Below are 25,842 nucleotides of genomic sequence, written 5' to 3'. Positions count from 1 at the left end.
TCGGCAAACATGAAATTTCAATCGAATAAATCCCGTAAAATTGCCGCGTTCTTCCTGCTTATCTGGATGACGAACATCTGTCTGCCGCTGACCGCGCTGGCGCTGACCTCCGGTCCTTCACAGCCCGAAGTCCGTGGATTTCAGCAGGCAAGCGTATCAGATATGGTGGATTTGACGTCCGGTGATTTTAAATATAATATTCCGCTGCTGGACGTAGATGGCTACCCGATCAACCTTAATTACCAGTCCGGCACAGGCATAGATGATGAGGCCAGCTGGGTAGGCTTGGGCTGGAGCCTAAATGTCGGCAGCATCAATCGCCAGGTCAGGGGACTTCCGGATGATATGAGAGGAGATGCCGTTCAAACGGATCATTATACCAAACCCAAAATCACCGTAGGTGGCCGCGTTAATGTAAAAACGGAAGTCGGCGGTATGTATTCCCCGATTAAAGGTGAAGGAACATTTTCACTAGGCATTTTCAGTGATAACTATACAGGTATCGGCGCGGAAGTAGGTGTCAATCCCGGAATTTCCGTTTCTAGCGGTACCGACGGTGCCATGACCGCAAGTTTGGGCGTAGGCGTATTATCCAGCACCGCAAGCGGCGTAAACCTTTCTCCTTATGCGAACCTTAGCGTGAGAAGCCACACGGATGAGACAACAACCGTAAATGCCGGATTAAGCGCATCTCTCGGTTATAATACGCGATCGGGTATGAAAAGCCTGTCCCTTAGTGGAAGCTACGGCGTTTCTGCCACCAAAGACATTGTGACTGCAGATCCCTGTTCGCCATTTGGAGAATCCGTTTCTACTGTCAAAGGGAGTGCTGATTATGGCTTGGGTGGTTCCACGATCAGTTACAACACCGAACCAGTATCCCCGCATGTGCAGATCCCTTATAAAACCAGCTACGGATCTTTCAGCTTTAACGTTGGTTTTGCGGGTGCCCTGATCTTTGTCGGAGGTGGTGGCAGTGGTTATAAATCTGTCCGGGAAGTACAGGCCAGGAGCATCAGCAATCCTGCCTATGGCTTTCTGTACTCGGAGGCGGGAAAAAACCAGCCCAGTGGTTTGATGGATTTCATCCGGGAAAAGGATAACCCCGTGATACCGGACATGCCTAATCTCGCATTGCCGGTCAGTACGCCTGACCTGTTCACCTATACCAGCCAGGAGGGAAGCGGTGAATTTCGCCTTTACCGTGGCGGGACCGGGATTTATTTCGATAACCAGGCGGCAGATCTAAACACCGAAAGCAGCGCCGGGTTCGACGCCGGCTTTGGCTCTTATGGCCATGGCGGTGTTTCGCTGTTTAACCAAAAGACGACCAATACAACACGGAAATGGGTAAAAGATAACGCCTACCTGGCCAGCGGCGATTTCCAGGACCTGTCGACGGCCACTCCCGCTTACCAGCATGCCTATTTCAAACAGGTGGGTGAAAAAACGCTGGAAGACGCGAACATGAGCGGCCAGCTGCACGGCACTACCCCACTGGCAGTACAAGTGAACGGAATAACCGCGGGAAATAATTTTACAGGCTATTCCACCCTTAGCAAAATTCAGAAACAGCAGCGACAGCTACAACGGACCTCTATCTCTTATCTTACCGCCCAGGAGGCCAGTATTTCTGGCCTGGATAACCAGATCCTGAACTACCCGATAAACGATGTCAGTAATTTCACTCCACCGGCCAATCATAAACCTATCCCTGTCGCCATTCCCCGCTGGATCGCGGGGGGGTACCGACAAAAACACCACCTGTCGGAAATGACAGTCACCGGTCCGGATGGGAAGCGCATGGTTTACGGCATACCGGTTTACAACACCAAAAAGGTAGAATATTCTTTCGCGATCGGATCCCGGACTGCGCCGGCGAGAGATTACAGCATGGTCACCAATACTCATGACCAGATCCAGTTTGCCTATGGTACCACGGAACCCACGCTCGGCCAGAACAAAGGGATCGATAATTATTATCATAAAGACAGCCAGCCGGCCTACGCGACCAGCTTTTTACTGAGCGGGATCCTGTCCCCGGATTACGTAGACAAAACAGGCGATGGCATTACGCCGGATGACCTGGGCACTGGGATTAAATTCAATTATACCATGATCCCAAAATTCAGGTGGCGCACTCCTTACAAAAATGCTACACTGAACAAAGGCTTACAGTCAGACCCGGATGACGACAAGGCGAGCATCATTTACGGCGAAAAGGAATTATGGTACATCAGCGAAGTTGAATCGAAAACCAAGATCGCCTATTTCATTACCGAAGACCGGACAGACGGACTGGGCGTGCTGGATTTCTCCGGGGGGGTCGACAATACGGTGCATCAGAAGAGATTGAGACAGATCCGCCTTTATTCCAAGGCAGATATGAGCAAACCGATCAAAGTGGTCAAATTTGATTATGATTACAGCCTTTGCCCGAACACGCCCAATTCTCTACCGGCCGGCAGCGGGAAACTAACGCTGACCAAGGTCCATTTTGAATATGGGGGTACGACCAAAGGTCAGTATTTCCCTTATAAATTCACCTACAATACGGGATACACCACGACAGGCGGGACTGTCCGCACGAACGTGGGCTACAATACCATGTCGACGGACCGTTGGGGCGTTTACCGGGATTCCCTGGACAACAGTAACTTCAGCCTGTTGAACGATGAATTTCCCTATACCGTGCAGGACTTGTATAATAGCAATGCGCAAATAAAATCCAGCGTGGGCCAGGGTGCATCGCTCTGGCAGCTGAAGCACATCTCCTTGCCCACGGGAGGCGGGATTGACGTCTCCTATGAGTCCGATGACTATGCTTATGTGCAAAACAAGAGAGCAATGGTCATGACCAAGATCGACGACCTGATTGACGCGACAGGTACGGCGATGGCCGTGCCAGCTACGGGCGGCGCCGGATTGGCCAGGGCCAAAGGGTTCAAACTCAAGATGCCGACAGGAACCGCCGATAACGCTGAGGTTACAGCCTGGTTCAAAAAGAACTATCTGAACGGTTCGGATTACATTTATGCAAAAATGTGGGTAAAGGTGGCCAACGGGAATAGTAACAGCCAGGGCCAGGATTATGATTTTATCCCTGCCTACAGCCAGGTCAAGCAGGTTAAACTATTGGGCGGCTATGCTTATGTCACGCTTCAGGACCGTACTGACAGCGGGGTATCCGCAAACCCCATGGTTTTTTCCGCCTGGCAAAGGATCAAAGAAGAATACCCCCGCTATGCTTACCCCGGTTTTGACCGGCGCGTGGGCAGTGAAACGGCCGGCCAGAGTATAGAAAACGCCGTTCGGGCTATTTTCTCTGCTTTCGCAAACCTCAGCGAATTGTCCCAGAATTTTTATCAAAAGGCAGCAAGTTCTTCTAACCTTTATGCGGATAACGTTCAGCTGAACCGGAGTTTTGTGCGCCTGACTAAAATCGACGGGCATAAACTTGGCGGGGGAGTCCGGGTCGCCAAGATCGTGATCAATGATGACTGGAACGAGATGGGAGGGACAACAGCCAAGACCTACGGCCAGGCTTATGACTACACCACGATCGAAGATGGGCAATCCATCAGCAGTGGTGTCGCCAGTTACGAGCCCTCCGTAGGCAATGATGAAAATCCCCTGAAGCAACCTGTTTTTTATGTTCAAAAGATAAAAGGGGCCATCGGCAATCTTTTCGACCTGGAGGAACCTTTCGGGGAATCTTTTTTTCCTTCGCCCTCGGTAGTTTATAGCAAAGTCACCGTTAAGGACCTGGACAATACCCTGGTGGCCGACCCATCCATCCGCACGGGCTATACGGTAACCGAATGCTACACGGCCAAGGATTTTCCGGTTCAGGTTACCGTGTTGCCGATGCAAAAGTTCGAGAATCGCCCTAAGGCCAAATACAGTTTTACCGAGACTTCCAGTATCGATGAACTGACCATGTCCCAGGGTTATGCGATCGAGCTGAATGATATGCATGGTAAGCCGAAGGCCAGCCATGTTTACAACCAGGCGGGCGTAGAGGTATCCTCTTCTGTCAGCTATTATAATGCTACGCCGAACGGGACGTCACCGATGCGGTTGAAAAACACGGTGAATGTGGTCAACCCGGACGGTACCGTCGATCAAAATAAAGTGATCGGCCGTGACATCGAGTTCTTTACTGATTTCCGGGAACAGGAGAGCGTGAATAACGGGAAAACGATCAATGTCGGTGCAGATATTATTCCGGCTTTTGGTATTCCTTTGCCCATTCCCCACTGGCCGAGCGCGAATAACTCTGAGTACAAATTATTCAGGTCCGCCTGTGCCGTCAAAGTCAGCCAATACTATGGGATTATCGACAGCGTGGTCAAAAAAGATAACGGGTCGACCATTCGCACCCAAAACCTGGCGTATGATGGGCAGACCGGGCAGCCGGTCGTTACGCGTACGCAGAATGAATTCAATAAGGATATTTATTCCCTGAACATTCCAGCTTACTGGGCTTATACGAAAATGGGACCGGCTTACCAGAACCTGGGCATGATGCTTTCAGCTTTGACGACCAGTTCCACCGGCATACTTCCGTCCAATTTTGATCCTTACCTCAGCGGCGGGGATGAACTTATCGATCCTAACAATACAGCGGTACATTACTGGGTTATCGATGAAGTCATCGACCTTTCCACCGGACGTCCGGTATACACGGTATTTCCGGGTGGAGACATCGTCCATCTCGGTCCAGGCGGAACTGCGCACGTCAAATGCCTGGTAGACCGTTACGGCCGGATCCAGAATAATGTCAATATCCCGGGCATGGTTAAAGTTGTGAGATCCGGTTACCGGAACACGCTGGACGCCGGTCTGACGACCATCGTCTCTCTCAACAATCCGATAATCCTAAATGCCGCAGGTAATGGTTACCGGCTCGCCATGGATAATACAGACCTGACTGGTCAAAAGGTGATCAATGCATCAGCGAATACCTATGACCAGGGATGGTCAGTGGAAAAGCCTGACGTTCATCTTATTAATAATACTACGCCCTACAACCTGACCATCGATCAGGGCGGGGCCATTGAAAGTCATAATTCCGGCACATGGTTGATGAACAGTCAGTACAACAACCATACATTCACCACGGCTGATCATGCCTCGGGTGTTCAAGTCGTCAGTTCATATTTTGATGCGGCGCTTACCCGTAATAGTATTATTGATATCAGTTCCGCGCTGATCGCACCGACCAACAATAATGTGATGGGTGTATTTTCCACTTTTACGGCACCGACTGCGGGCACTTACTGGATCGGCTTTGATTCGAGCATTAACATGTCCTTCACCATCGACTGCACTAATATAATCAGTGTCAATTCTCATAACGATGTCACCTATTTCGGCTGGAATATCATCCCGGTTGTGCTAACCCAGGGACAACACTCCATATCCGTTGAGCTGACTTACTCCGGTTATAACCCTACGGCGACCAGTTCCATTGGCGGCGGCGTAGAAATTTACAACAATACGATGGCGGAAATTCAGGCGGCCGGTACGACCGGCACTAATATCCATCCGATCTGGAGTACCGTAAGTGCTGCCCACAATGCTGCTGCCCAATCCTATGTCCGTGTAGGTGGGGTGTCCTATTATAATATTATCTATAATGATCCCTTGCATACACCTTACCTGCCGCCTTGTCAGCCTCCCCCTACCGCCATCAATCCGTACATCTACGGCTTCCTGGGGAACTGGCGGCCATACCAGACCAAGGTATTTCAGCAAAAGCGCGTTTATAACAACCTGCTGAACCCCGCAAACAGCGTAGTCAACGTAAAAGGTGCCGGTTACCTGAATAATTTCTTCACGGACTGGTATGCGCCGGGCGCCGGACAGACGCCGTGGATAGAAAATGTCCTCGCCGGGTCATGGGTAACCGCCAATACGGTTACCATGTACGACAAATATGGCCAGCAACTGGAAAATAAAGATGCGCTGCTCCGTTACAGCGCAGCGAAGTTTGATTTTAACGGCGAACTTCCCGGAGCCGTTGCCAGTAATGCTAAAAACCGGGAAATTTATGCCTCTAGTTTCGAGGACAGCCAATTCAGCCCGGGCACCGTATCTTACCTCGACGGCCCGACGTCAAGGGAATTTACGCAGCTTTCCAGCGGTAAGCTGATCACCAGCCTGACGGAAACCACGGCTGCTCATACCGGCAATTATGGTGTCTCCTTGCCATCTGATTCGCTTACGCTGGCCACTATCGCTTATAACGGAGACCAGAAAACGCAGGCGTACCTGGCATTTGATGCCAATAACCAGTATGTCAAACCAGCAACAACCACCGGGCTTTACCCGAATGGTTTTGAACCAGTGCCCGGGAAGAAATACTTGTTCAATGTTTGGGTAAAGGACGGGCTGCCGAACAATAAATCTGTTAACGTTGGCCTATTTGTGAACGGGGTCAGCAAGCCGCTGATTTGCAAAGCGCTGGTAGAAGACTGGAAGCTGCTTGAAGGGTACATGACCTTTAGCGCCGCCGGTAATCCGCCTGCAGGCGCGCCGGTTCGCATCAGCCTGCTACCACTGAACGGGGCGACCGTCATCATTGACGATATGCGGATCCATCCGTTTGACGCCCACATGAAGAGTTATAGCTACGATGCCTCATCGATGCGGCTGATGGCCGAACTGGATGAAAACGGCTTTGCCACCTTTTATGAATATGACAGCGAAGGCTTGCTGATCCGTGTGAAAAAAGAAACGGAACGCGGGATCATGACCCTGAAGGAAACCAGGACATCCCAGAAGAAAAATACGCCTTAATCAATGCATGATGAATAGAAAATTGTTCCTGATGATTACTGCATTGCTGCTCTCGGCAGTGATTACGATTGCTTACCAGCACAATAGTAGCAGCCATAATTTGGTGACGCCGTTGAAAAACGCCGTTAGACCGGCACCGAAATATGATGCACGGCTACTGGACACCTTCAATAAAATTGCCGGGACGCTCGACGTGCGTCACACTCCCTGTACCTATAGCGGCGAAATTACGGTCACCGACCGGGCAGATAGTTTACAAAATAACCGAAACGTCCCCTTCCTTTACAGCCAGAACGGGGCAGACTGCTATTACCGGTATGGCAGTACGGAAATGCTGAATGCGGGTGGGATTTATTTATTCATTTCCCATGATCAGCACAAAGTGATGGTCAGCGCACAGAAGACGATCAGCACGGAAGGAGTAGGGTCGCTGGCTATGTTTAAAAGCGGGATGGCTTCAGAGCATTACCTGCTGAGTTCCGATACCAAGAAAAATATCAGGACAATCAGGCTGCTGAACGAACATCATATTTCCTGCAAAGAATATAAAATTAGTTATGATACATTGAGCCGAGAGGTAAAGGAAATCTATGCCCGCCTGCCGAATTCGGCCGATCCTGCAAACCCGGCAATGGACCGCATTGTCGATGTGCACTTTCAACGTTGGGTAAGGAGGGCGGAAATCGCCAAACACCTCCAGGCGGAACATGTCGTTCGCACAGATGGCGATGAATTGAAACTTACAGCTGATTATCACAATTACGAACTGGTACGTACGCAATAAATTTATGGGTAGGCAAAAGAAATTAAGCTTTTTAATAGGGATGGCACTGTTCCTGTTCATGACGAACAGGGCATGGGCCACGATTGATTCCTGGCCGGGATCTTATAACGGGGCAATGACCGCAAGCCCGACCACATCCGTATTTTCAATCACGGACCTGAATTTTTCCTCCAACACCGCCCTTCAGACGGTGAATTCGGTAACAGACGCCGTCTCTTTGCGCGTAGTCGACGGTGCTTTTATCTCAGGAAGTTTCTCGTGTAAATTAACGCTTCGGATCGATTGCTTTACCGACCCTTCTTCCTCAACAGTCGCAGTCAGCTATACACCTGTGCTGAGCGTTACTTACAACAAAACTCAAGGGCTTACCTATAAAGGTGTTTCTACCTACAATTTTGCCAATGCCTATAAGATCGCGATTTACGTGACGAACATAGCTGTGGTCAATGCGGGTGACGCCCTGCCGCAGACCGGGGCCGTACAATTGACCGGGAATATCACCGTTGACCGCTCTTATACTTTTCAGCCACATACCGCGCTGCCTTTTAGCAGCACAGGCATCAATGCGACCACCCGCCAGCTGCCCCTGAGCTGGGGTTTTACGCCAGGCGATGAAGAATATGACGTAGAGTGGACAACCATCAGTATCGGCGATCCCAATGAAGCGATCGCCAGTGCATTGGCCACCAATTCAACCAATACCGCCCTGACTTCACAGGCTGCGTTGCTTTTCAAAAATAACGCCTCCCGAATTACGACGCACGCTCACGCGGATACCATTGCCCTCACCTTTAATGATGATTACCTCATCGCCCGGATCCGGCGGATACATTACGACCCGCCCACCGGTATACGACTGCTTGGAGACTGGTTCTATAACCTTTCTACCGCATTTTCCGCCTGGAACATCAGCAGCAATTGGCATGTCAGCAACTTCAACTGGCAGTATTCCGCTGCCTATGCAGAGGAGGGGAAGAAAAAAGAAGTGATCTCGTATTTCGACGGGACGCTCCGCAGCAGGCAAACCGTTACGGTAAATAATTCTGACCGGGTTCCGGTAGTACAGGAGAACGTTTTCGATCTTTTCGGCCGGCCGGTCGCCAGCATTCTACCTGCACCGGTAAAGGTAGGCGGCGTCAATGTGCCTTACCTGCATTATTTCAGTAACCTGAACCTCAATAGCTCATCCTTGCCCTATTCTTATACGGATATTGTGACTTCAGGATGCGAACCCACGCCGGCAGTGCTAAATACCAGCTCCGGCACCAGTAAATATTACTCCGCGCAGAATGACTTTATCACCGACAATAATTTTGCAAAGAGTACCAATAAATACATTCCCGATGCCCAGCGGTATCCCTTATCGGTTACCCAATACATGGCGGATAATACGGGAAGGATCCAGTTGCAGGGTGGGGTAGGCCAGGCCTTTCAGCCAGGACTGAATGCGCCAAGCTATACCACTAAGTACATCTATGGCAAACCCGAGCAGTGGGAGCTGGATCAGCTCTTTGGGAATGATGTCGGCTACGCCGAACATTATATGAAAAACATCGTGATTGACCCGAATAACCAAATGAGTGTCAGTTACCTCAACGCCAGCGGGAAAACCATTGCGACCGCCCTGACCGGCGTAGCGCCGGCAACGATGGATTCACTGGCATCGGTCGTACCGAAAAAGTTCAGGACGACCCACCTGCTGAAACCCAACCAATTTGTTTTTGACAACAGCGGTCTAAAGCTGGCCGCAACAACGACTTACCCGGTAACCTCAACGGGACCTGACACGCTTAAACTGGATATACAGCAGCTAATCTATACGTATTCAACAGGGTCAACGAAGATCTGCAGCAACTGTTATTATGACCTGAACTTTAAGGTATTCAACTCCTGCGCGCCAACGGTGCCGGTGAATACCGGCAACACCACTTTTGCAGTTGGGTCTACTATTGCCAATTGTAACCTGAACACCACATTCGCGAAGTCCATCCCGATGAATTTCACCAGCGTCGGTGAATATTACATCGTTTGCGAGTTTACCCTGAGCAAAACGGTAATGGAAAATTACCTCGACCAGTTCATCACGCAGGGACAGGGCTATGGGCTGATCTCAAAAGAATGGAATTTTGTGTTTCCTTACCTCAATCGGATTGACTTTGGTGGCGTGCTTTCGGACTGTACCACTGCAGTACAAACATTGGGAACGAAGACGGCATTTACCCAAATGTTCAGCACGAAGCTCGGTGCGCTCGACGTCGACCTGAGCAAACTCAGCCATACGGATTCGGTAAATTATAATGCCTGGGTGAGCGCCAAGTACGACAGCCTGTCGACCGTGGCGCATGCGACCTGTAATTTATCCCCCTGCAATGACATCCAGACGCTGATGCAGCAGGATGTTTCCCCTGGCGGACAATATGCGCTTTTCGACAGCAACGACGCTACCATTGAAGGAAATATCAATGTGATTGCTAACAACTGGCGGGTGGCGTTCCCGGTGCTTCCGGCTACTGACGCTGTTTATCTGCAGAACGGCATTACCCGGAGCGACGGTTCCACATTCTATCCGAATGATGCTGGTGCAACTTTGATCGATGTGGTTAAGTACTGGTCGCCATCCTGGGCGACTTATTTCCTGCAATTTCACCCGGAATACTGCAAGCTGCAATTTTGCATTCAAAATAGCAGTTATAAGGATTGGGATGAGCACGTGCGGCAGATCGCATTGAAAGCGACAGATATTCCAGCACTACCGGGTGCGCCCGTCGGCCTACATTATGACTACAGCAACGGCGCTTGGCTGCTGGCTGCCGACCCATTTTTCAACGGTACAGGCGCCGGCGTACCCAACAGAGCTAACATGTTGGCAGACCTGAACAGTTACAGCAGCCGGATCTTGGGCTCAGCGCAATCCGTAAAAAGCTTGACACAATACATAGATTTTTCACTCTATTGTGCGGGGAACTGCAAAAGTTCAGATACGCCGACCAATAATTGCTGGGATAACTGTTCGGCTGTTTCCTGCCGGGTTGCTGACAGAGACTGGACAGCTTATAAAAATTACTACCTGCAACTGAAAGAAAACTATTATACCCAACTGAGGAACGCCACCACCTGCGCCAATAATTGTACGATCGGTACGGCTTATACTGCTGCCGCACCAGCCGCTACTTGTGCCACTATTAATGATTTTTCCATCAGTGCGACAACTGAAAGTGACCTGGCGCTGGCTGGGACTTGTACCAGTGACACGACGAAGCAGTCTGTGACTGTAAGTAACGCCGGTAAAATAGGGCTAGCCACCTACGTTTATTTTTATTATCCTGCCGATGCTCCGGCCGGCTTGCCAGCCAGTGTGACATTTGCTTCGGGCATTAGCAAAATGTTTTTGTGTATTCCGAAAAGCCTGCCGTTGACAGATATCCAGATCAAGGCAGTAAATTGTTCCGGATCGGCGCCTGCAGTGTACGTGCCGGTTACACCAACCACCCCAGTCACGAGCATACAACGCTTGTCTTTGACCAGTTTCAACTGTAATTACGGGCCAACCGATTTTTACATCAGCGCAGTTAACAATAATTATTTCGATGCTGTAAGCGGAAATACCGGCTTACTCGTTACCGTAAAGGTTAAACCGAACGTTATTGTGTGCCGACGGAAGACCATGAGCGCACAAATTCAGTTGCGTATTGATGGTCCAAGCAGCTTCGTGATGAATATAGATTCCAACAGCTATACCGGAACGGCCTTCATCAACCTGCAAAATAATAAGGCATTAATGGATGTTTACGGCACTGTATCCGCCTGTAAATTACCGCTGCTGGCTAATAATGGCTGCGCCGAGGCTTATAATTACAAAACTTCCCGTTTTGATGCCGTTACCACTACTAATACATACGGATCGGACTCTACTGCAATTAATCAACAGAGTCGTACCCTGGCGATGAATGGGATTGTTAACAGTTGTGAAGGGAATGCCGATCGCTGGATGGCCCTGCTCGTACCCGGAATTGCCGCGTACACCCCCACCATCACCCCCGACAAAATTGTTGCACTAAAAGCAAACCTGATTAAATTTTGTGAGCATAATGGCGATCTCAGTCATCCGTACGGTGCCAGCACGCTCAAACCAGGCCAGGCAAATCAAGATTCACCAGCACTCAATTTTGGTGATGTGATTAAAAGTAGTTTATTGATTTCTGCTTTCACCGACCAATTAAATCCCTGGCTACTGGATGGACCGCCCGCTTATTCCGCGCCTGCTCAGGTAGCACCACAAAGCATTTCTAACAGCACCAAAGCTATATCCGATACGGTAACAGCATTGAATAACCGCTATGTGGCCTCTCATTACTCAGGCACTTTTTACCAGTACCTGGTTGCTACTTTCGGCAGTGCAATGACACTAAGTCAAAGCGACCTCACCGCACTTCAAAATGCTTCCGCAGCCTGTAACTATATACTTACACAGGATGTTACGCTTCCGGTATTTATGCAAACCGGTGCCAAAGGTTGCATATCGGCCAGCGATTATTCGACCGCAAAATCAGCATTGACAACTGCCTTTCCTACACTGACGAGCAGCTCCCCACATTACAGTGTCATCCTGACCAATTTTATGAACCAGCAGTTTGGATTCGCGTTAAGCTATTCCGCATGGCTTAAATATGATGCTACTCCGACAGGACTGCTCTGCAATGTAGTTCCATATCAACCGCTGACCACCGATCCTTTTGGCCCGATCGAAGATCAGATCGGTGTACAGGCAGCCAATGGCAAAAGAGATTACGCAGCTTATATCGCAGCGCAAAAAGAACTTTTTAGAACCAATTATATCAGTACCTGTGCAGCAGCTCAGGCCAATGTAAATAATACAGCACAGGTTCAAAATTACCATTACACTCTATATTATTATGACCAGGCCGACAACCTGGTGCGCACCATTCCCCCTGAAGGTGTGCATCTGTTGAGTGATGCGCAGATTGCCCTGGTGCAACAGATCCGTGACGGCGCAGACGCAGGTTCCTGCGGCACCGCTTACACCGGCCCCATAACGAGCCAAGCCACCACGGCCTTCACCGCTATAGGTACGCTTTTGAGTACCGGTGCCAATGGGGCTATGGAATTCTGGTTTTATAATACCACAAATTCGGGTAACCAGTTCGCACAGGTGACCCCCGACGGGCAATACCGTGTTCAATTGGGCATTAATGGTACTGCGCTTAGCGTAGACATCTACAGCTCGCCTTCATTCGGAAGCTTTGTGAACCAAAACCGGGTAACGGTCGGGCTATCTCAAATACCACCGCTACAGAGCTGGACTCATGTTGTTGTGCAGACGACAAATTTTCTGACCGGCGAACTGAGCGTATACGTTAACGGTAATAAAGTGCCGGTAATTACCAACGGGCCGCCAGCAATTTACCCTCCCAACACCAGCACCATCAAGCATTTGCGGTTATACAATCGCCTGCTTAATCCAAATGAAATCGCCATTAACGCCAGCAACAGTTGCTTTATGCCATTCAATACCGATTACGGTACAAATTGGTATCGTTTTAATATTCCTTCGGCGGGTAGTGAGACCACCGTGGGCGTAAACAGCAGTAAAGAAACAAACCTCAGTGGCATTTATCCTAACCATACGCTCGCTACAAGTTATACCTATAACGCTACCAACCAGATCAGCCAGCAGAATACGCCGGATGGCGGAACTAATAACTATTGGTATGATTTATTGAGCAGGTTGGTCGTTTCACAGAATGACAAACAATTGGCAGCTGCTAATTTCAGCTATACGTCTTATGATCTATTGGGTCGGATCAAAGAAGTGGGGCAGAAAAATACCGCTAACTCTGGCTTGAGTATCCCTGATTATCTTTACGACTCTTTGGTGCAAGGCTTCTACAGTTCTGGTACTAACAGCCAGATCACACATACCTATTACGACACGATTAATACTTCAGGGATCGCAGGTTTACAACAAGCCTTGTTGCAAAACAATCTCCGAAAAAGAGTCGTGGCCAGTACTTACAGTGATACACAGGCCGGGCCAATACAGCAGGCCAGTTATTACAGTTATGACTTGGATGGGAACGTGGCAACGCTGTGGCAGCAGATCAACGGATTGGGTATCAAACAGCTGGATTATGAGTACGACCTAATTGGTGGCAAAGTCAATTTTGTACGTTATCAAACAGGTAAAACCGATCAGTTCTTTTACAAATATGTATATGACGCTGACAACCGGCTGACAGAGGCCTGGAGCGGCACGATGGCGCTTATCCGGGCCTACAATGCAAGCGACCTGCTTCCCGAAAACCGGCGCATGGACGCCCACTACGATTATTACCTGCACGGTCCTCTAAAACGAATGGAATTGGGAGACGTTAACGGGAAAGTGCAGGGTCTGGATTATGTCTATACCTTGCAAGGCTGGCTTAAAGGTGTCAACAACCAAAGTACCGGACTGACAACTGATGTTGGTCAGGATGGGTTCAGCGGCACAAATAGCACCATCGCCAAAGATGCATTCGCTTATTCACTGGGCTATTATACCGGCGATTATCTGCCGATCGTTCCAACTGGGTCGACAGCTTTCAGTCTCAACTACACAGCTTCTGCCGGCGATATCACCGGGCAGAGTTTGTACAACGGAAATATAAGCAATAGTGTGGTTTCTATAGCACAGTTTAACGCAGGCAGCCCGGTGGGTTACACCTATCACTACGACCAGTTAAGCCGTTTAAAAGTGATGCGCCAGCATACGCCGGTTAGCGGAACTTCCTGGGATAAAACGAGCATGATCACAGATTACGGTGAAAATGCGGTTTATGATGGCAACGGAAATATTTTGAGTTATATCCGAAAAGGAACGGGCAGCTCATTGCAAATGGACAGGCTTGCTTATCAGTATAACCGGAACGGCAATGGCTGGTTGATCAATAACCAATTGCAGTTCATAAAAGACACAGTAACCACCAGTAACTACGCGAATGACCTGGTTTCGCAATCTCCTAATAATTACGGCTATGATAAGATTGGCAACCTAACCAATGATGTTACTGCCGGGATTACTAATATTGACTGGAACGTTTACGGAAAAATCCAAACAATCTATAAGTCGTCTGGAAACCTCACTTATACGTATGATGCCGCAGGTCACCGAGTTAGTAAAACACTTGGCGCCAGTACGACCTGGTATGTGCGAGATGCACAAGGAAACCCAATTGCTGTTTATGATAACAGTGGAAGCACCATAACTTGGAAAGAACAGGATCTTTATGGAAGCAGCCGCTTGGGCATGTGGACGCCTAACCTCAACGTAGGCACCGGTAACACCTCCGATCCGAATGCTGAATATGGAAACGCCGGAAGGAAGTATTATGAATTGAACAATCATTTAGGAAATGTACTTACAACCGTCAGCGATAAAAGGCTTCAACCCGCAACTAATACCGCACCGATCTTACTGCCAGATGTCACCACCGCTCAGGATTATTATCCTTTCGGAATGCTGCAACCCGTTAGACAATTTACTGCTGCCGGAAGTATTTATAAGTATGGTTTTAATGGTAAAGAAAACGACAATGAGGTAAAAGGGACGGGCAATGAACAAGACTATGGCAAGAGGATATACGATCCAAGGGTAGGCAGATTCTTATCAACGGACCCGATTGCTTCTTCTTATCCGATGCTTACGCCCTATCAGTTTGCAAGTAATAGACCAATCGATGGTATTGATATTGATGGAAAAGAATATGGCACAGTACATATCAATACTTTTCCTGCTAAGGGTAATTCTGCTACAACCTATAATTATACTCAATATGACCCAACGCAAAGCAATGTTGCCGGACCAAGAGGACCAGGGGTAATGTATGATATAACTGTGCATTTTAAAAATTCAAATGGCACGGATGGAACGTATACATATGGGCACTTCGTGTCAAGAAATGTCACTTTAATGGGTTTATTTACAACGGACTATGGGAACTTTTATGGGTCATCTCCTGTTTTAAAGGTTGACAAATACGGTTCTATTGAAACAGATTTGAGAAATCCTAACAATAATTTACATATTCCAGCAATAGATGCGGTCGATCAAGGCGGAAAAATACATGATATGGGCTATGATAAGTTATTGGCTGTTGGTAAAAGCTCTTTGATGAACGATTGGGGTACTACGCCAGTTGATCAAAGAGCATTAAGCACATGGATAAGTTTTTTAAGAAAATATAAAGTAGGTGATCGAGACCCATTAGGTACTGCTAAAGTAACCAAAGCGGAAGTTGAAGCGGCTGGGAATGGAGCAGTGTTATTCGCAATGATCGTCATGAATAAAATAAAAAGCATTTCGGACTTTATGATTACCAATTACGATGGAACGAAAACAGGTGGTTCCAATGGCGATGTATTATTTAATTATAATTTATTTTTAAAGTTATATTTGGATAAAGATAAGGATGGAGATTACATTAGAAAGGCCGGAATGTGGACCAGCGATTCAGATCATAATTATACTCCCAAAAGCGTACGTCTACCCATTCAAGAATTTAATAATTAATTCACTTACCAACCTTTTTTATTTTAAGGTATGATAATCATAAAGAAAATTGCCAGACTGATTTGTTTATTTGTGTTAGTAAGTTGTTACCAGGTAAATAACTATAGTTACTTGTTTATTGACTTTAAAGAAAGCCGCTTAAGTAGCCGTATTTTGACGATTTACGTGGATAGTGTAATTAATAAAGATTTGGTAATTCCGGATTCTGTAAACTATATATTTTTATCTGGCGAAAAACTAAAAGATCAAGAACGTATCATTCACTTAAAAAATAAACCCGATGAATGGTTTATGATTAATTTTACAAATGATCCGTGTTTGATCGAAACGATATACAACAAGAACCTTTCAGACACTTTAATTAATGACGGGGTGCTTTTAGGGGAGCACGAAATTCAACGTATCAAAACTAGATTTTTTAAAGAAGTGTTGAAACCTGCCGAGTTATATGGAAAGATGCATCACTTCGCAGATTCAATTATTTATCAAAACCCTAAACTTTATTGAATTTTATTTTAACCGTCAAAATGCGATAGCGATCAAGTTCATTAGTGTTGATGAAAGCCCTATTTCCCAATTACAGCAAGTATAAAATGGGCAACAGATGAAATCAATCTATAAATATAGAAGAAGGAAATTGAATTATTATAATTATTATTTCTGGAATCAAGGGGCAAAGATTATTTAAAAAGGACTGCAACTGCAAATGATTAATTGAATCGACTTAGCCAGAAATCCTCTACAATAAAAATAAAATTTATAGCTACCAGTAGTGATTGCAAACAGAGGTGTAACCTTTGAAATTATTTTATTCTGCAAAAAGTCAAGTTTTTGCAGGTACAGGGATTTTGGAATTCCCTTTTGCCAGGCTTAACAACTTTAAGCCTGGTTCGCTGATCCATAATGAATAGCTACGGCAGGTGTCGACGTTGGCGTTCAATTTCGGGCGGGCGGTTTTATATCTGTCGGTGACTGAGCAGGTGCGAGCAAATTGCCTTTTTTTCCTGACCGATATGCTTTATTGATGCTGAACTGTCCGTTTATTTTGGCCGAAGCTGCATCACCAATCATAATGGAATAAATTCCGGGCTCTGTTAACCAGCCTTCCGATGCCGTATCAAAAGACGCGAGTTCTAACGGTGAAAGCGTAAACATACATTTCACCGATGCGCCAGGGACTAAAAGTTTAGTCTTTAAAAAACCTTTAAGTTCACGGGCCGGTTTATCCATGCTTTTGTCTGGCGATCTGGTGTATAATTCAACCACTTCCCTGCCTGGAAGGCTGCCGGTATTCTTTACGGACACACTTATTTTGATGTCTCCTGTAGATAATGTTTGGACGGAAAGGCCGGTATAGTTGAATTGAGTATAAGATAAACCATAACCAAATGGATAAGCTACCGGTATATTAAAGCTGGTATAATAACGGTATCCCACATATATTCCTTCCTGGTACCTGACTGTTAGGGCGTCTGACAAGTTTGCGCCCGGGAAGTTTGCTGCGGAAGGTACATCGGCATAAGATAGGGGAAAGGTGACCGTCAGTTTGCCGGATGGATTTATTTTTGCTAATAGCAGATCTGCCGTTGCATTGCCTCCTTCTAGACCCGGCTGCCAGGCCAATAATATGGCATCGGCCTGATCGCGCCAGCTGGCTGTTTCGATCACTCCGCAAATATTCAGGACGACGACCACTTTTTTGTTCCGACGGTGAAAAGCTTTGCTGATGTTTGCTATTAAAGTTGTTTCGCCGGCTGATAAGTTAAAGTCATTGTCCAGTTTACGATCTGTGCCCTTATTCGAGGTCCGGCCGATAGAAATGATGGCTACATCCGCACGGTCGGCCGCTGACTCGATGTCGATATCACCGATATTTGGTTCTTTTATCGCGTTGGCCTGATGCATATCCACCCCTGGACGTTCCGCATCTTTCTCTTCGCTTTTTAAATAAGCATGGTAAATTTCCACCATCGCCGGATCGCAGCTAAACCCGTCGTCAATCAAACCCTGTAACAGGTTGCTCTCGTATTTTTGATATGCAAAAGCCTTAGTGGTAAAATCCGTTGTTGCACGGTAAGCCGAGCGGCCAAATAACGCGATTGTCTGCCTTGTCCGTAAAGGCAATACGTGGTCGTTATTTTTCAAAAGTACCATACCGTCACCTGCTGTTGTCCGAGCCAGTGCGGCGTGCCGGTCCAAATCCGGTGGCACCGTTGCCTTGAATCTTTGGCCCGACGGTGTCTTTAGATAAACTGTTAAAATATGTAATACGTTTTCATCCAGTTGCTTTAGACTTAGCTTGCCGGACTTTACTGCGTTTAACAATGTTTCAAATTGGCCGCGTTTACCGGGCATCAGCAAGTCGTTGCCCGCGTTTTGCTGTGCGATGATGTCGTTGCCCCCGTTCCAGTCTGTCAGGACCATCCCTTTAAATCCCCATTCCTGGCGCAAAATCCGGGTCAGCAAATCAAAGCTTTCCGGCGCATAGGTATTGTTGATCTTGTTATAAGACGACATAACGGTCCATGGGGAGGATTCTTTAACAGCTAGTTCGAAATCTTTAAGATAAATTTCCCGGAGGGCGCGTTCCGAGATCAGTTCATTGATGGTATGGCGGTTGGTTTCCTGGTTGTTGGCTGCAAAATGTTTGAGAGATGCACCCACCCCATTGGATTGAATGCCGCGAATCATAGCTGCTGCAAGCATGCCAGTAAGCAAAGGGTCCTCGCTGTAATATTCATAATTCCTGCCGCCCAGCGGATTGCGCTGAATATTTATGGAAGGCGCAAGTAAGATATCCACGCCGTTTTTTTTCGCCTCATCGCCCAGCGCTTCACCGACCTGGTGCAGCAGCTCCGTATCCCATGAGGACGCCATAAGCGTACCGGTAGGAAATTGCGTAGTGTAATGGGTGTGTGTACTGTCATTATTCCTCATCGGGTTGATCCTTAGACCAGAGGAGCCGTCGGCTAAGACCATCGATTCAATGCCTAACCGCGGGATAGCTGCAGTCGCTCCTGCAGCGCCCGGTGTTTTTACGGGAATTGCCTGCCCCCCAATGCCAATCACTAATTGTAATTTTTCTTCCAGGGACAGGCCTTTTAATAGACGTGAAGCTTCCGCCGATTGGTTCTGGATTTGTGCAAACACATTTCTGGATGGATAATACAAAAAGAAGAAGAATAAAAGTTTAAGGAAAAATCTCATTGCTGCAGCGCTTTTACGATCAGGTGTGATGGGTTGTCCGGTTATGCAATATCTGATTTCTTTTCAAAAGAAAAAAATTATAACTATACCAATATTTAAATTTTCATTTTCTATATTTATAGAACTTAAATTTCCGAAATTTAAGCAACTAAACTTATCACGAACTAATAGGCCATCCTAAAAATGCAGTTTGAAAGATTTTACCGGCAATTTTTATTCTTTGCCCTATTGCTTGTTTTTATAACTACCACAAAGCTGTTTGCCCAAATACCTGTCATCAGCGCTTTGTCCCTGAATAAAGGACCGGTTGGAACAAGTATTACGATTACCGGTTCCAGTTTTAATGCTACGCTGGCGAATAACCTGGTAAGATTTGGACCAGTCAAGGCGACTGTATCAGCCATTACCGGGACCACTCAGCTAACGGTAACCGTACCCGCGGGTTCAGGATACCAGCCGGTAACCGTCACCAATCTGGCCAACCATCTTACGGGCGCTTCGAGCATCCCTTTTGTTACCACATTTACTTCGCACCAAAGTATTGGATCAAGTGATATCGACCCCAACCTGGATTTTGGAGCCGGGAAAAATCCTACATCGGCCGTCATTGCTGACGTCGATGACGATAATGCGCCGGATGTGATCGTGATCAATGCCACCGGAAGTTCGCTGTCGGTGCTTTCCAATCGTGCGACCGGCAGCAGTATAACCTCCTCATCCTTTGTGAAGACTGATTTTGCAACCAATAGCAATCCCACGGCATTAGCAGTCGGGGATTTTAACGGGGATGGCAAGCCCGATCTTGCGGTCGTCTACCAGGGGCAAAACGTAGTATCTATTCTGCTGAATACCAATACGGTTGCAAAAACTCCTTCTTTCTCCAGTAAAACAGACTACGCAATCGGCGGTACATCCCGTTTCGTCGCTATTGCGGACGTCGATAAGGACGGTTTGCCAGATGTGCTCACTGCCAATTTTGCGGCAGGCAGCCTATCCGTACTGCGGAATATCACCAGTGGCGGGACGACGAATTTCGCAGCAAACGTTGACTTCATGGTTGGTACCGCGCCGAATTCTATCAGCGTTGCCGACATCGATCAGGACGGCAAGTCGGATATCCTAGTATCAAATTTTGGCAGCAAAACGATCTCCATTTTTAAAAACAGTTCTACGCCGGGAGCGTTTATCAGTACTTCCCTGGCAGCAAAAATAGATATCCCGGTTACCTATGAGCCAACTGCGGTGTTCTCGGTCAACGTAGACATCGACGCCTATCCGGACTTGGTAATTGCGAATTTCGATCCTGTTTCCGGTGCCAACTACATCACACTTAAAAGGAATTTAATGACGGCACCTGGCAGCATCGTTGCCGGCTCCTTTGCTGCCGGAGTCAATATTTCCACGGGCAGCCAGCCAGTGTCTCTTGCAGCAGGAGATATAGATGGGGATGGAGTCCCCGACCTGGTTGCGGCTGATTATAACGGTAAGACCATTTCTGTTTTTAGGAATACGGCAACTATTACGGGTATCACCAGTTCAACGCTTGCCCCGAAAATTGATTTCCAGACGGGGAATACCCCTTATTCACTGACCATAGGAGACGTCGATATGGATGGCAAGCCAGATTTGGTAACGGCCAATGACATCGACAATACGGTATCTGTGCTGCACAACTATAACGCAACTGCCGTACCGGGGCCGGCTTATCCCGCATCGACCGCAGCCATCAGTACCGGCAGCTTTATCAGTGCCGATATCATGGATAATGAATGGAAGCAGGAGCCTCCTGTCGTTCCCGGCCTGACATATACGCTGGCTGGTGATAATGGCACGACGATCTCCGCAACGACGGTTAATGCCGGCCGTTTCGTTTATTTCGGAACGATGGGGTCCCAGATCCCTTCAGTGCCTGTTAGGGGTACTTTAACCTTTTCCGCGCAGGGGACTGGAACCATCGAGGTGCTGTTGATTGCTACCTCCAACATGTCGATCCAAGCCAGAAAGATGTTTACTATGACGGCGGCTTTTACCGATTACGGCTGGAATATTCCAGCTTTGACTGGTCAGACCGAATATGTTTTCGCCGTCATATTTAACGGTGGTACAGGTGGCGTGTCTACCGCCAGCGGGAGCGCGCAATTCAAGAAAAATATGTGCCTTACCTTACAACAAGGAGGTATGACAGGTTATTTCAACCGTTACCGTGCGGACGCAACCTCGCTGATCGGTAATACGGAAACCGGCTGGTATGGTTTTAGTGATGCTTATAATGCAGCCCGAAAGAAGTATTTGCAGCATTCCGCCTATGCCCGGATGCGCTTCCAGACTGATGCCACACAAATCCTGATCGAGTATGTCCGGGATTTTTATGACAAACGCGTTGTGAACCTTTTCCCGGCCTATCAATCTTTAAACAATTCAGATTGGGTGCCCCATGGATTCGGAATACAATCCGGTAATAATAGCATCGACAGCGCAGTACGTGTTATCCCAGGTAAAACTTACACGATTTCCGGTCTTTTGACCACAAGCCCATCCTATGTTTTTTATAATAACGGTACGCCGCTGGATACCGCCAAGCTACTGACGGTCATTCCGGGTAAACCTGGGGTGTATACGGTGACAGCTCCTGCCTCTGCCACCAACCTTGCGTTGTTGGTCCAGAGGATCACAGACGCCAATAACCTACTTTCGCCATTGAATGATACCTACCTGGCTTACGCAAATACGATGGTGCAGGAAGGCGCAATAGGCTCTTCTACGCCATACGATGGGATTATCCCTTCTGCACAATTCATTGCCTATGGCGGGCATACCCCGTCACACATATCCGGCCCTGCCATATTTATCAATGGCAAACTTTATAACTATTATCAGGTGGAAGGGTCGGATATCGCAAAGGTAATCCAGTTCGTTAGCGACGTATTGCCAGCTGGTATGAAGACCGTTGAGATCATGATGCCCGGACAGGGAACATACCTCCCTACGCCGCCCGCAACCAGGCGCGGAGGGACCTTTTTACGTGCGGTGTATTTTCCAGCATCTTCCACAACGATTGTACCTTCAACAACGGTCGCACCAAACAGCATTACTTATATCCACGATTCCATCTTATCTGGATTTAATATTAGCAGTAATGCACAAAATAATGTCTGGATGATGAAGACGCTGCGGGACTCGACTTTTGGCTTTACCGGTGATATTTATTCTGAAGGCTATGCCGGCCGGATCCTGCACACGGATACGCAGACGCCTACTTTACTGGAAGCTTTTGCGCAAAAGCTCGCTGCTTTCAAAACTGATAAATACTGGTTTCAGATCGGGGTCAATGACTATGGCTTCAATACGCCGCTGACGAATTTTTACACCGAATACAAAACTTTGATCGAGCGTCTGAAAGTGCTGCGCACCGGAGGAAAGTTTTATATACAGTCGACCGGACCTGAGTTTTTTGAAGGGGCCAATACAGAGACGTATACGGATGACCTGCTTTCCGGCACCGGCCCTACAGCAGGTGATTTTCGGGACGTGCAGCGGGCGTTGGGTACCAGTCACAATTACACTGAATACGTTGATTTTGAAACTTTGTTCAGCGGAAAGGATGCAGCTACCGTATCAGACGGCATACACCCGACAGACCAGGGCAATACAATTTACGCATTGGGTATTAAGCAGCGGAGTACCTTGCTTGGAGGCGTTCAGGCGACCTCTCCTTTAAGTTTTTTTAACCGGGACCAGGTGAATTATACCATACGGCCATTTATTAAGGGCGTACCCGGAATCTCGATCATCACGGCCCAGAGCGGTACACCACCTTATGTTTTTTCGCTGGTCTCAGGCATTATGCCGGGCTTAACCCTCAATCCTGATGGCGTGATCACCGGTACAGCAACAACTGCAAGTACTTACCCGATAACGGTGAAAGTGGCCGACGCCGCCGGCGCAAATGTCACGCGTGTTTATAATCTGCTTGTCAAGCCCGCCCCGCCGATAATTGTTGCACCTTTAAGAACGATTAACGCAAAAAAAGATTCCGCGTACAACTTTACCGTCAATGGTGCGAATGGTTATGCAAAATACAAGGTCACGCTGGCATCCGGGACATTGCCTACCGGACTAACGCTGGATACTTTAGGAAATATTCATGGAACCCCGACGGCGACAGGCGTGTATACTTTCAATGTTTCTGTAAAGGACCACTGGAACTTCACGGCGGCATTGGCTGACACGATAAGAGTGGGTACCGGAAGTCCGCCATTACTGACAGAAAACTGGCAGCCGACACTGGATATTTCCAGCGGTAACATCATGGTAAACGGTCATGTGCATGATTATTATAATGCTACGGTCTTTATGTTTGTCGGTGCCGGCGTGTTTCAAACCGGTGGGTCAAATTATTTCAACGGCGGTTTGGTTGACGTCAATCCGGGATCCCTTTCCAGCGGACCGGTAAACCTTGGTCATATCAATCCTGCACTGGGCAGCGTAACACAAGTGATTTTGTTTATGAGTTCATCTGCCCTGAATTTGTATCAGCTCAATTCGAAGGTTCCCGTTAAATTAACTTATCCGTCTTCCGTGCCTTTTACTTATCCATAAACCAGATTTAAATGAAATTATATCAATTTTTTTTGTTGCCCTTGTTATTGCTGGTTACCGCTCCTGCGCTGCTCTTTGCACAGAAAATCGAAGTAACCGTGATTGATTCCGCTGCGAAAGACACGGCTGTGACCACTGCCTCCGAACAACTGTTTGGCAAGCCAAGTCTCTCTGGCTCCGGAAACTTGCAGCTTTTTTACACCTTTTCAAGACTGCGGAAACACCACGTTCTAACCCTTTATTTTCAAACCGACAAAGTAACACCATTTACCGTAACGCCACAGGATTCCTTACAGCTGGTGTTTAAAGACAGCACCTATGTCGCATTGAAAACGATGCAGAATGTTGAATCCAGGCCCGGTAGGTTCGCAAATGGAAACTCGATCACTTTAACCTATTTCTTGCCCGAAGATAAATTTAACGCGCTGCTCTCAGGGGACATTGGGTTGATTAGTATCCATGTGAACGGCGGCACTTTCGATCTTGAGGTGTCGGATGAGCGCTCACTTAAATTCCGGCGATCGGCCGCTCTGGTCAAAAATTAGCATGGAGTAAATTACCGATTAATAACACGACGTCATTTCAAATAAATAGAAGATATAATTCTTACCTATCCAAATTTAAAGAAAATGCTGACTTGTTGAGATAAAGACTCAAAATTACCACTTATAGATATCGATTTAAATGATAATTCATATATTTGTAATGCAGGTTTGCGATATTAAAATGACATATAATTGTATATATTAAATGTTATACCAAAAAGGATACCTTTTGGACAGACTTTAGATAATATACAGTAAATCAGGTTGCAATAAGCAAGGTTCTGGTACAGCTGATACCACAAAAGGACCACATGGGTCAACTTTTTCAAAAAAAGCTTTTAAAAAGCTCTCGGACTAAGTTCTGAGAGCTTTTTGTTTACCGCTATTTGCTTATCGATATCTTATTACGTTCACACTATTGCCAAATACATCCAAGTATCCTTCCACCTTTTCGTTTTTAAAAAAGGTAATAAAATGGCCGTCGCCGGTTTTAATTACATCGGTATCATAACTCCAAAGGCTATCTTGCGACACAGTATCAATTGTTACCAGTTTTGTACCTTGTAGTTTACCAAGGTAGGTTTTCTTGTAATCCGTAAACAGATGATATAATTGTCCGTTTAAAGGAAAACTTAACAACATAGATACTTTCATTGTATCTAAAAGTACTTTAGATCCTTTGGCCGATTGGGCCTCATCGTCGCCAACAGCCCTGATTATCCTTTTCCCAATTACTGCACGAGGTTTAGGAAGTTTAAAAACAGTTAATAATTCAGGATCATTTATTTCAAGGACTTGTGAAAATCCAACCATATGGTTAAGTGTGGTTGTAACAAAATATTTGCCATCTAACTTATTTATTATAACCGGGCAACTCGCAACGCAAGAACGTTCAACACCTGTCTTTTTATTTTTAAACCATACTGTTCCGCCCCATTCCCCGCTACAGGTTTTTCTTACAATATATTTATCATCTTCAAAAAAATTCAGATTTTCTCGGCGGAAATTACTAGCGTTTTTTTTGTTAAGTGTATCAGTTGCAATAATCTCCTTTACCTCAAATAACTTAGGTGTTTGGCCTAAGCACCGTAATTGAAAGATTACTATAAACAGAATCGACGGGATAATTTTCATAAATTGGTTTAGCTGATATAGTACGAATATAAATCAATTAAAACCTTTCATCTTTCTTTGAACCATTTTCAATTTAAGTCAATTAAAAATGCTCCCTTTTAAAAAGGCAGGCAAATAAGCAGTGAGTGTTTAGTTTGCTGCAAGCTGACTATAACCGAACGAAGCCTGGTGTGATGTTATGTTGGCACTTAGAAGTCACGAAC

8 protein-coding genes are annotated in these 25,842 nt (G+C 47.0%); 6 read left to right on the top strand and 2 right to left on the bottom strand.

Features of this window, described 5'->3' with window-relative positions; translation table 11 throughout:
* Positions 1 to 9 precede the first annotated feature (9 nt).
* The 4 genes from KXD93_RS10880 (at position 10) to KXD93_RS10865 (ending at position 16,661) form a co-directional block, all read left to right on the top strand.
* Entirely contained in the window at positions 10 to 6,804 is a 6,795-nt protein-coding gene (locus KXD93_RS10880; protein WP_258137122.1) for a hypothetical protein, read from the top strand.
* Between the two features lie 7 nt (positions 6,805 to 6,811).
* Positions 6,812 to 7,588 (top strand): hypothetical protein, encoded by a 777-nt coding sequence (locus tag KXD93_RS10875; RefSeq protein WP_258137121.1) that lies wholly within the window; start codon positions 6,812 to 6,814, stop codon positions 7,586 to 7,588.
* 4 nt (positions 7,589 to 7,592) lie between these two features.
* Complete coding sequence (locus tag KXD93_RS10870; protein ID WP_258137120.1) at positions 7,593 to 16,154, top strand: RHS repeat domain-containing protein; 8,562 nt, start codon at positions 7,593 to 7,595, stop codon at positions 16,152 to 16,154.
* Between the two features lie 111 nt (positions 16,155 to 16,265).
* Positions 16,266 to 16,661, top strand: a complete 396-nt coding sequence (locus KXD93_RS10865) for a hypothetical protein (RefSeq protein ID WP_258137119.1) — start codon at positions 16,266 to 16,268, stop codon at positions 16,659 to 16,661.
* 429 nt (positions 16,662 to 17,090) lie between these two features.
* Here the strand turns inward: KXD93_RS10865 and KXD93_RS10860 are convergent, their stop codons facing one another.
* The gene (locus tag KXD93_RS10860; RefSeq protein ID WP_258137118.1) at positions 17,091 to 19,361 is read right to left on the bottom strand and encodes a glycoside hydrolase family 3 N-terminal domain-containing protein; all 2,271 of its coding nucleotides are present in this window, start codon (positions 19,359 to 19,361) and stop codon (positions 17,091 to 17,093) included.
* A gap of 183 nt (positions 19,362 to 19,544) precedes the next feature.
* Between KXD93_RS10860 and KXD93_RS10855 the strand changes: the two genes are divergently transcribed.
* Both KXD93_RS10855 and KXD93_RS10850 read left to right on the top strand, forming a co-directional pair.
* Positions 19,545 to 23,960 (top strand): FG-GAP-like repeat-containing protein, encoded by a 4,416-nt coding sequence (locus KXD93_RS10855; RefSeq protein WP_258137117.1) that lies wholly within the window; start codon positions 19,545 to 19,547, stop codon positions 23,958 to 23,960.
* Positions 23,961 to 23,971: 11 nt separating this feature from the next.
* Positions 23,972 to 24,505, top strand: coding sequence for a hypothetical protein (locus KXD93_RS10850; RefSeq protein WP_258137116.1), 534 nt, complete (start codon positions 23,972 to 23,974; stop codon positions 24,503 to 24,505).
* A gap of 390 nt (positions 24,506 to 24,895) precedes the next feature.
* Here KXD93_RS10850 and KXD93_RS10845 read toward each other — a convergent pair whose 3' ends face one another.
* Complete coding sequence (locus KXD93_RS10845; RefSeq protein WP_258137115.1) at positions 24,896 to 25,639, bottom strand: hypothetical protein; 744 nt, start codon at positions 25,637 to 25,639, stop codon at positions 24,896 to 24,898.
* Positions 25,640 to 25,842 lie beyond the last annotated feature (203 nt).

Origin of the sequence: Mucilaginibacter phenanthrenivorans, from assembly GCF_024721155.1 — a bacterium.
GTDB classification, from domain to species: domain Bacteria; phylum Bacteroidota; class Bacteroidia; order Sphingobacteriales; family Sphingobacteriaceae; genus Mucilaginibacter; species Mucilaginibacter phenanthrenivorans.
The sequence above is the reverse complement of the archived record's forward strand: the minus strand, read 5'-3'. Positions and strand labels throughout refer to the sequence as shown.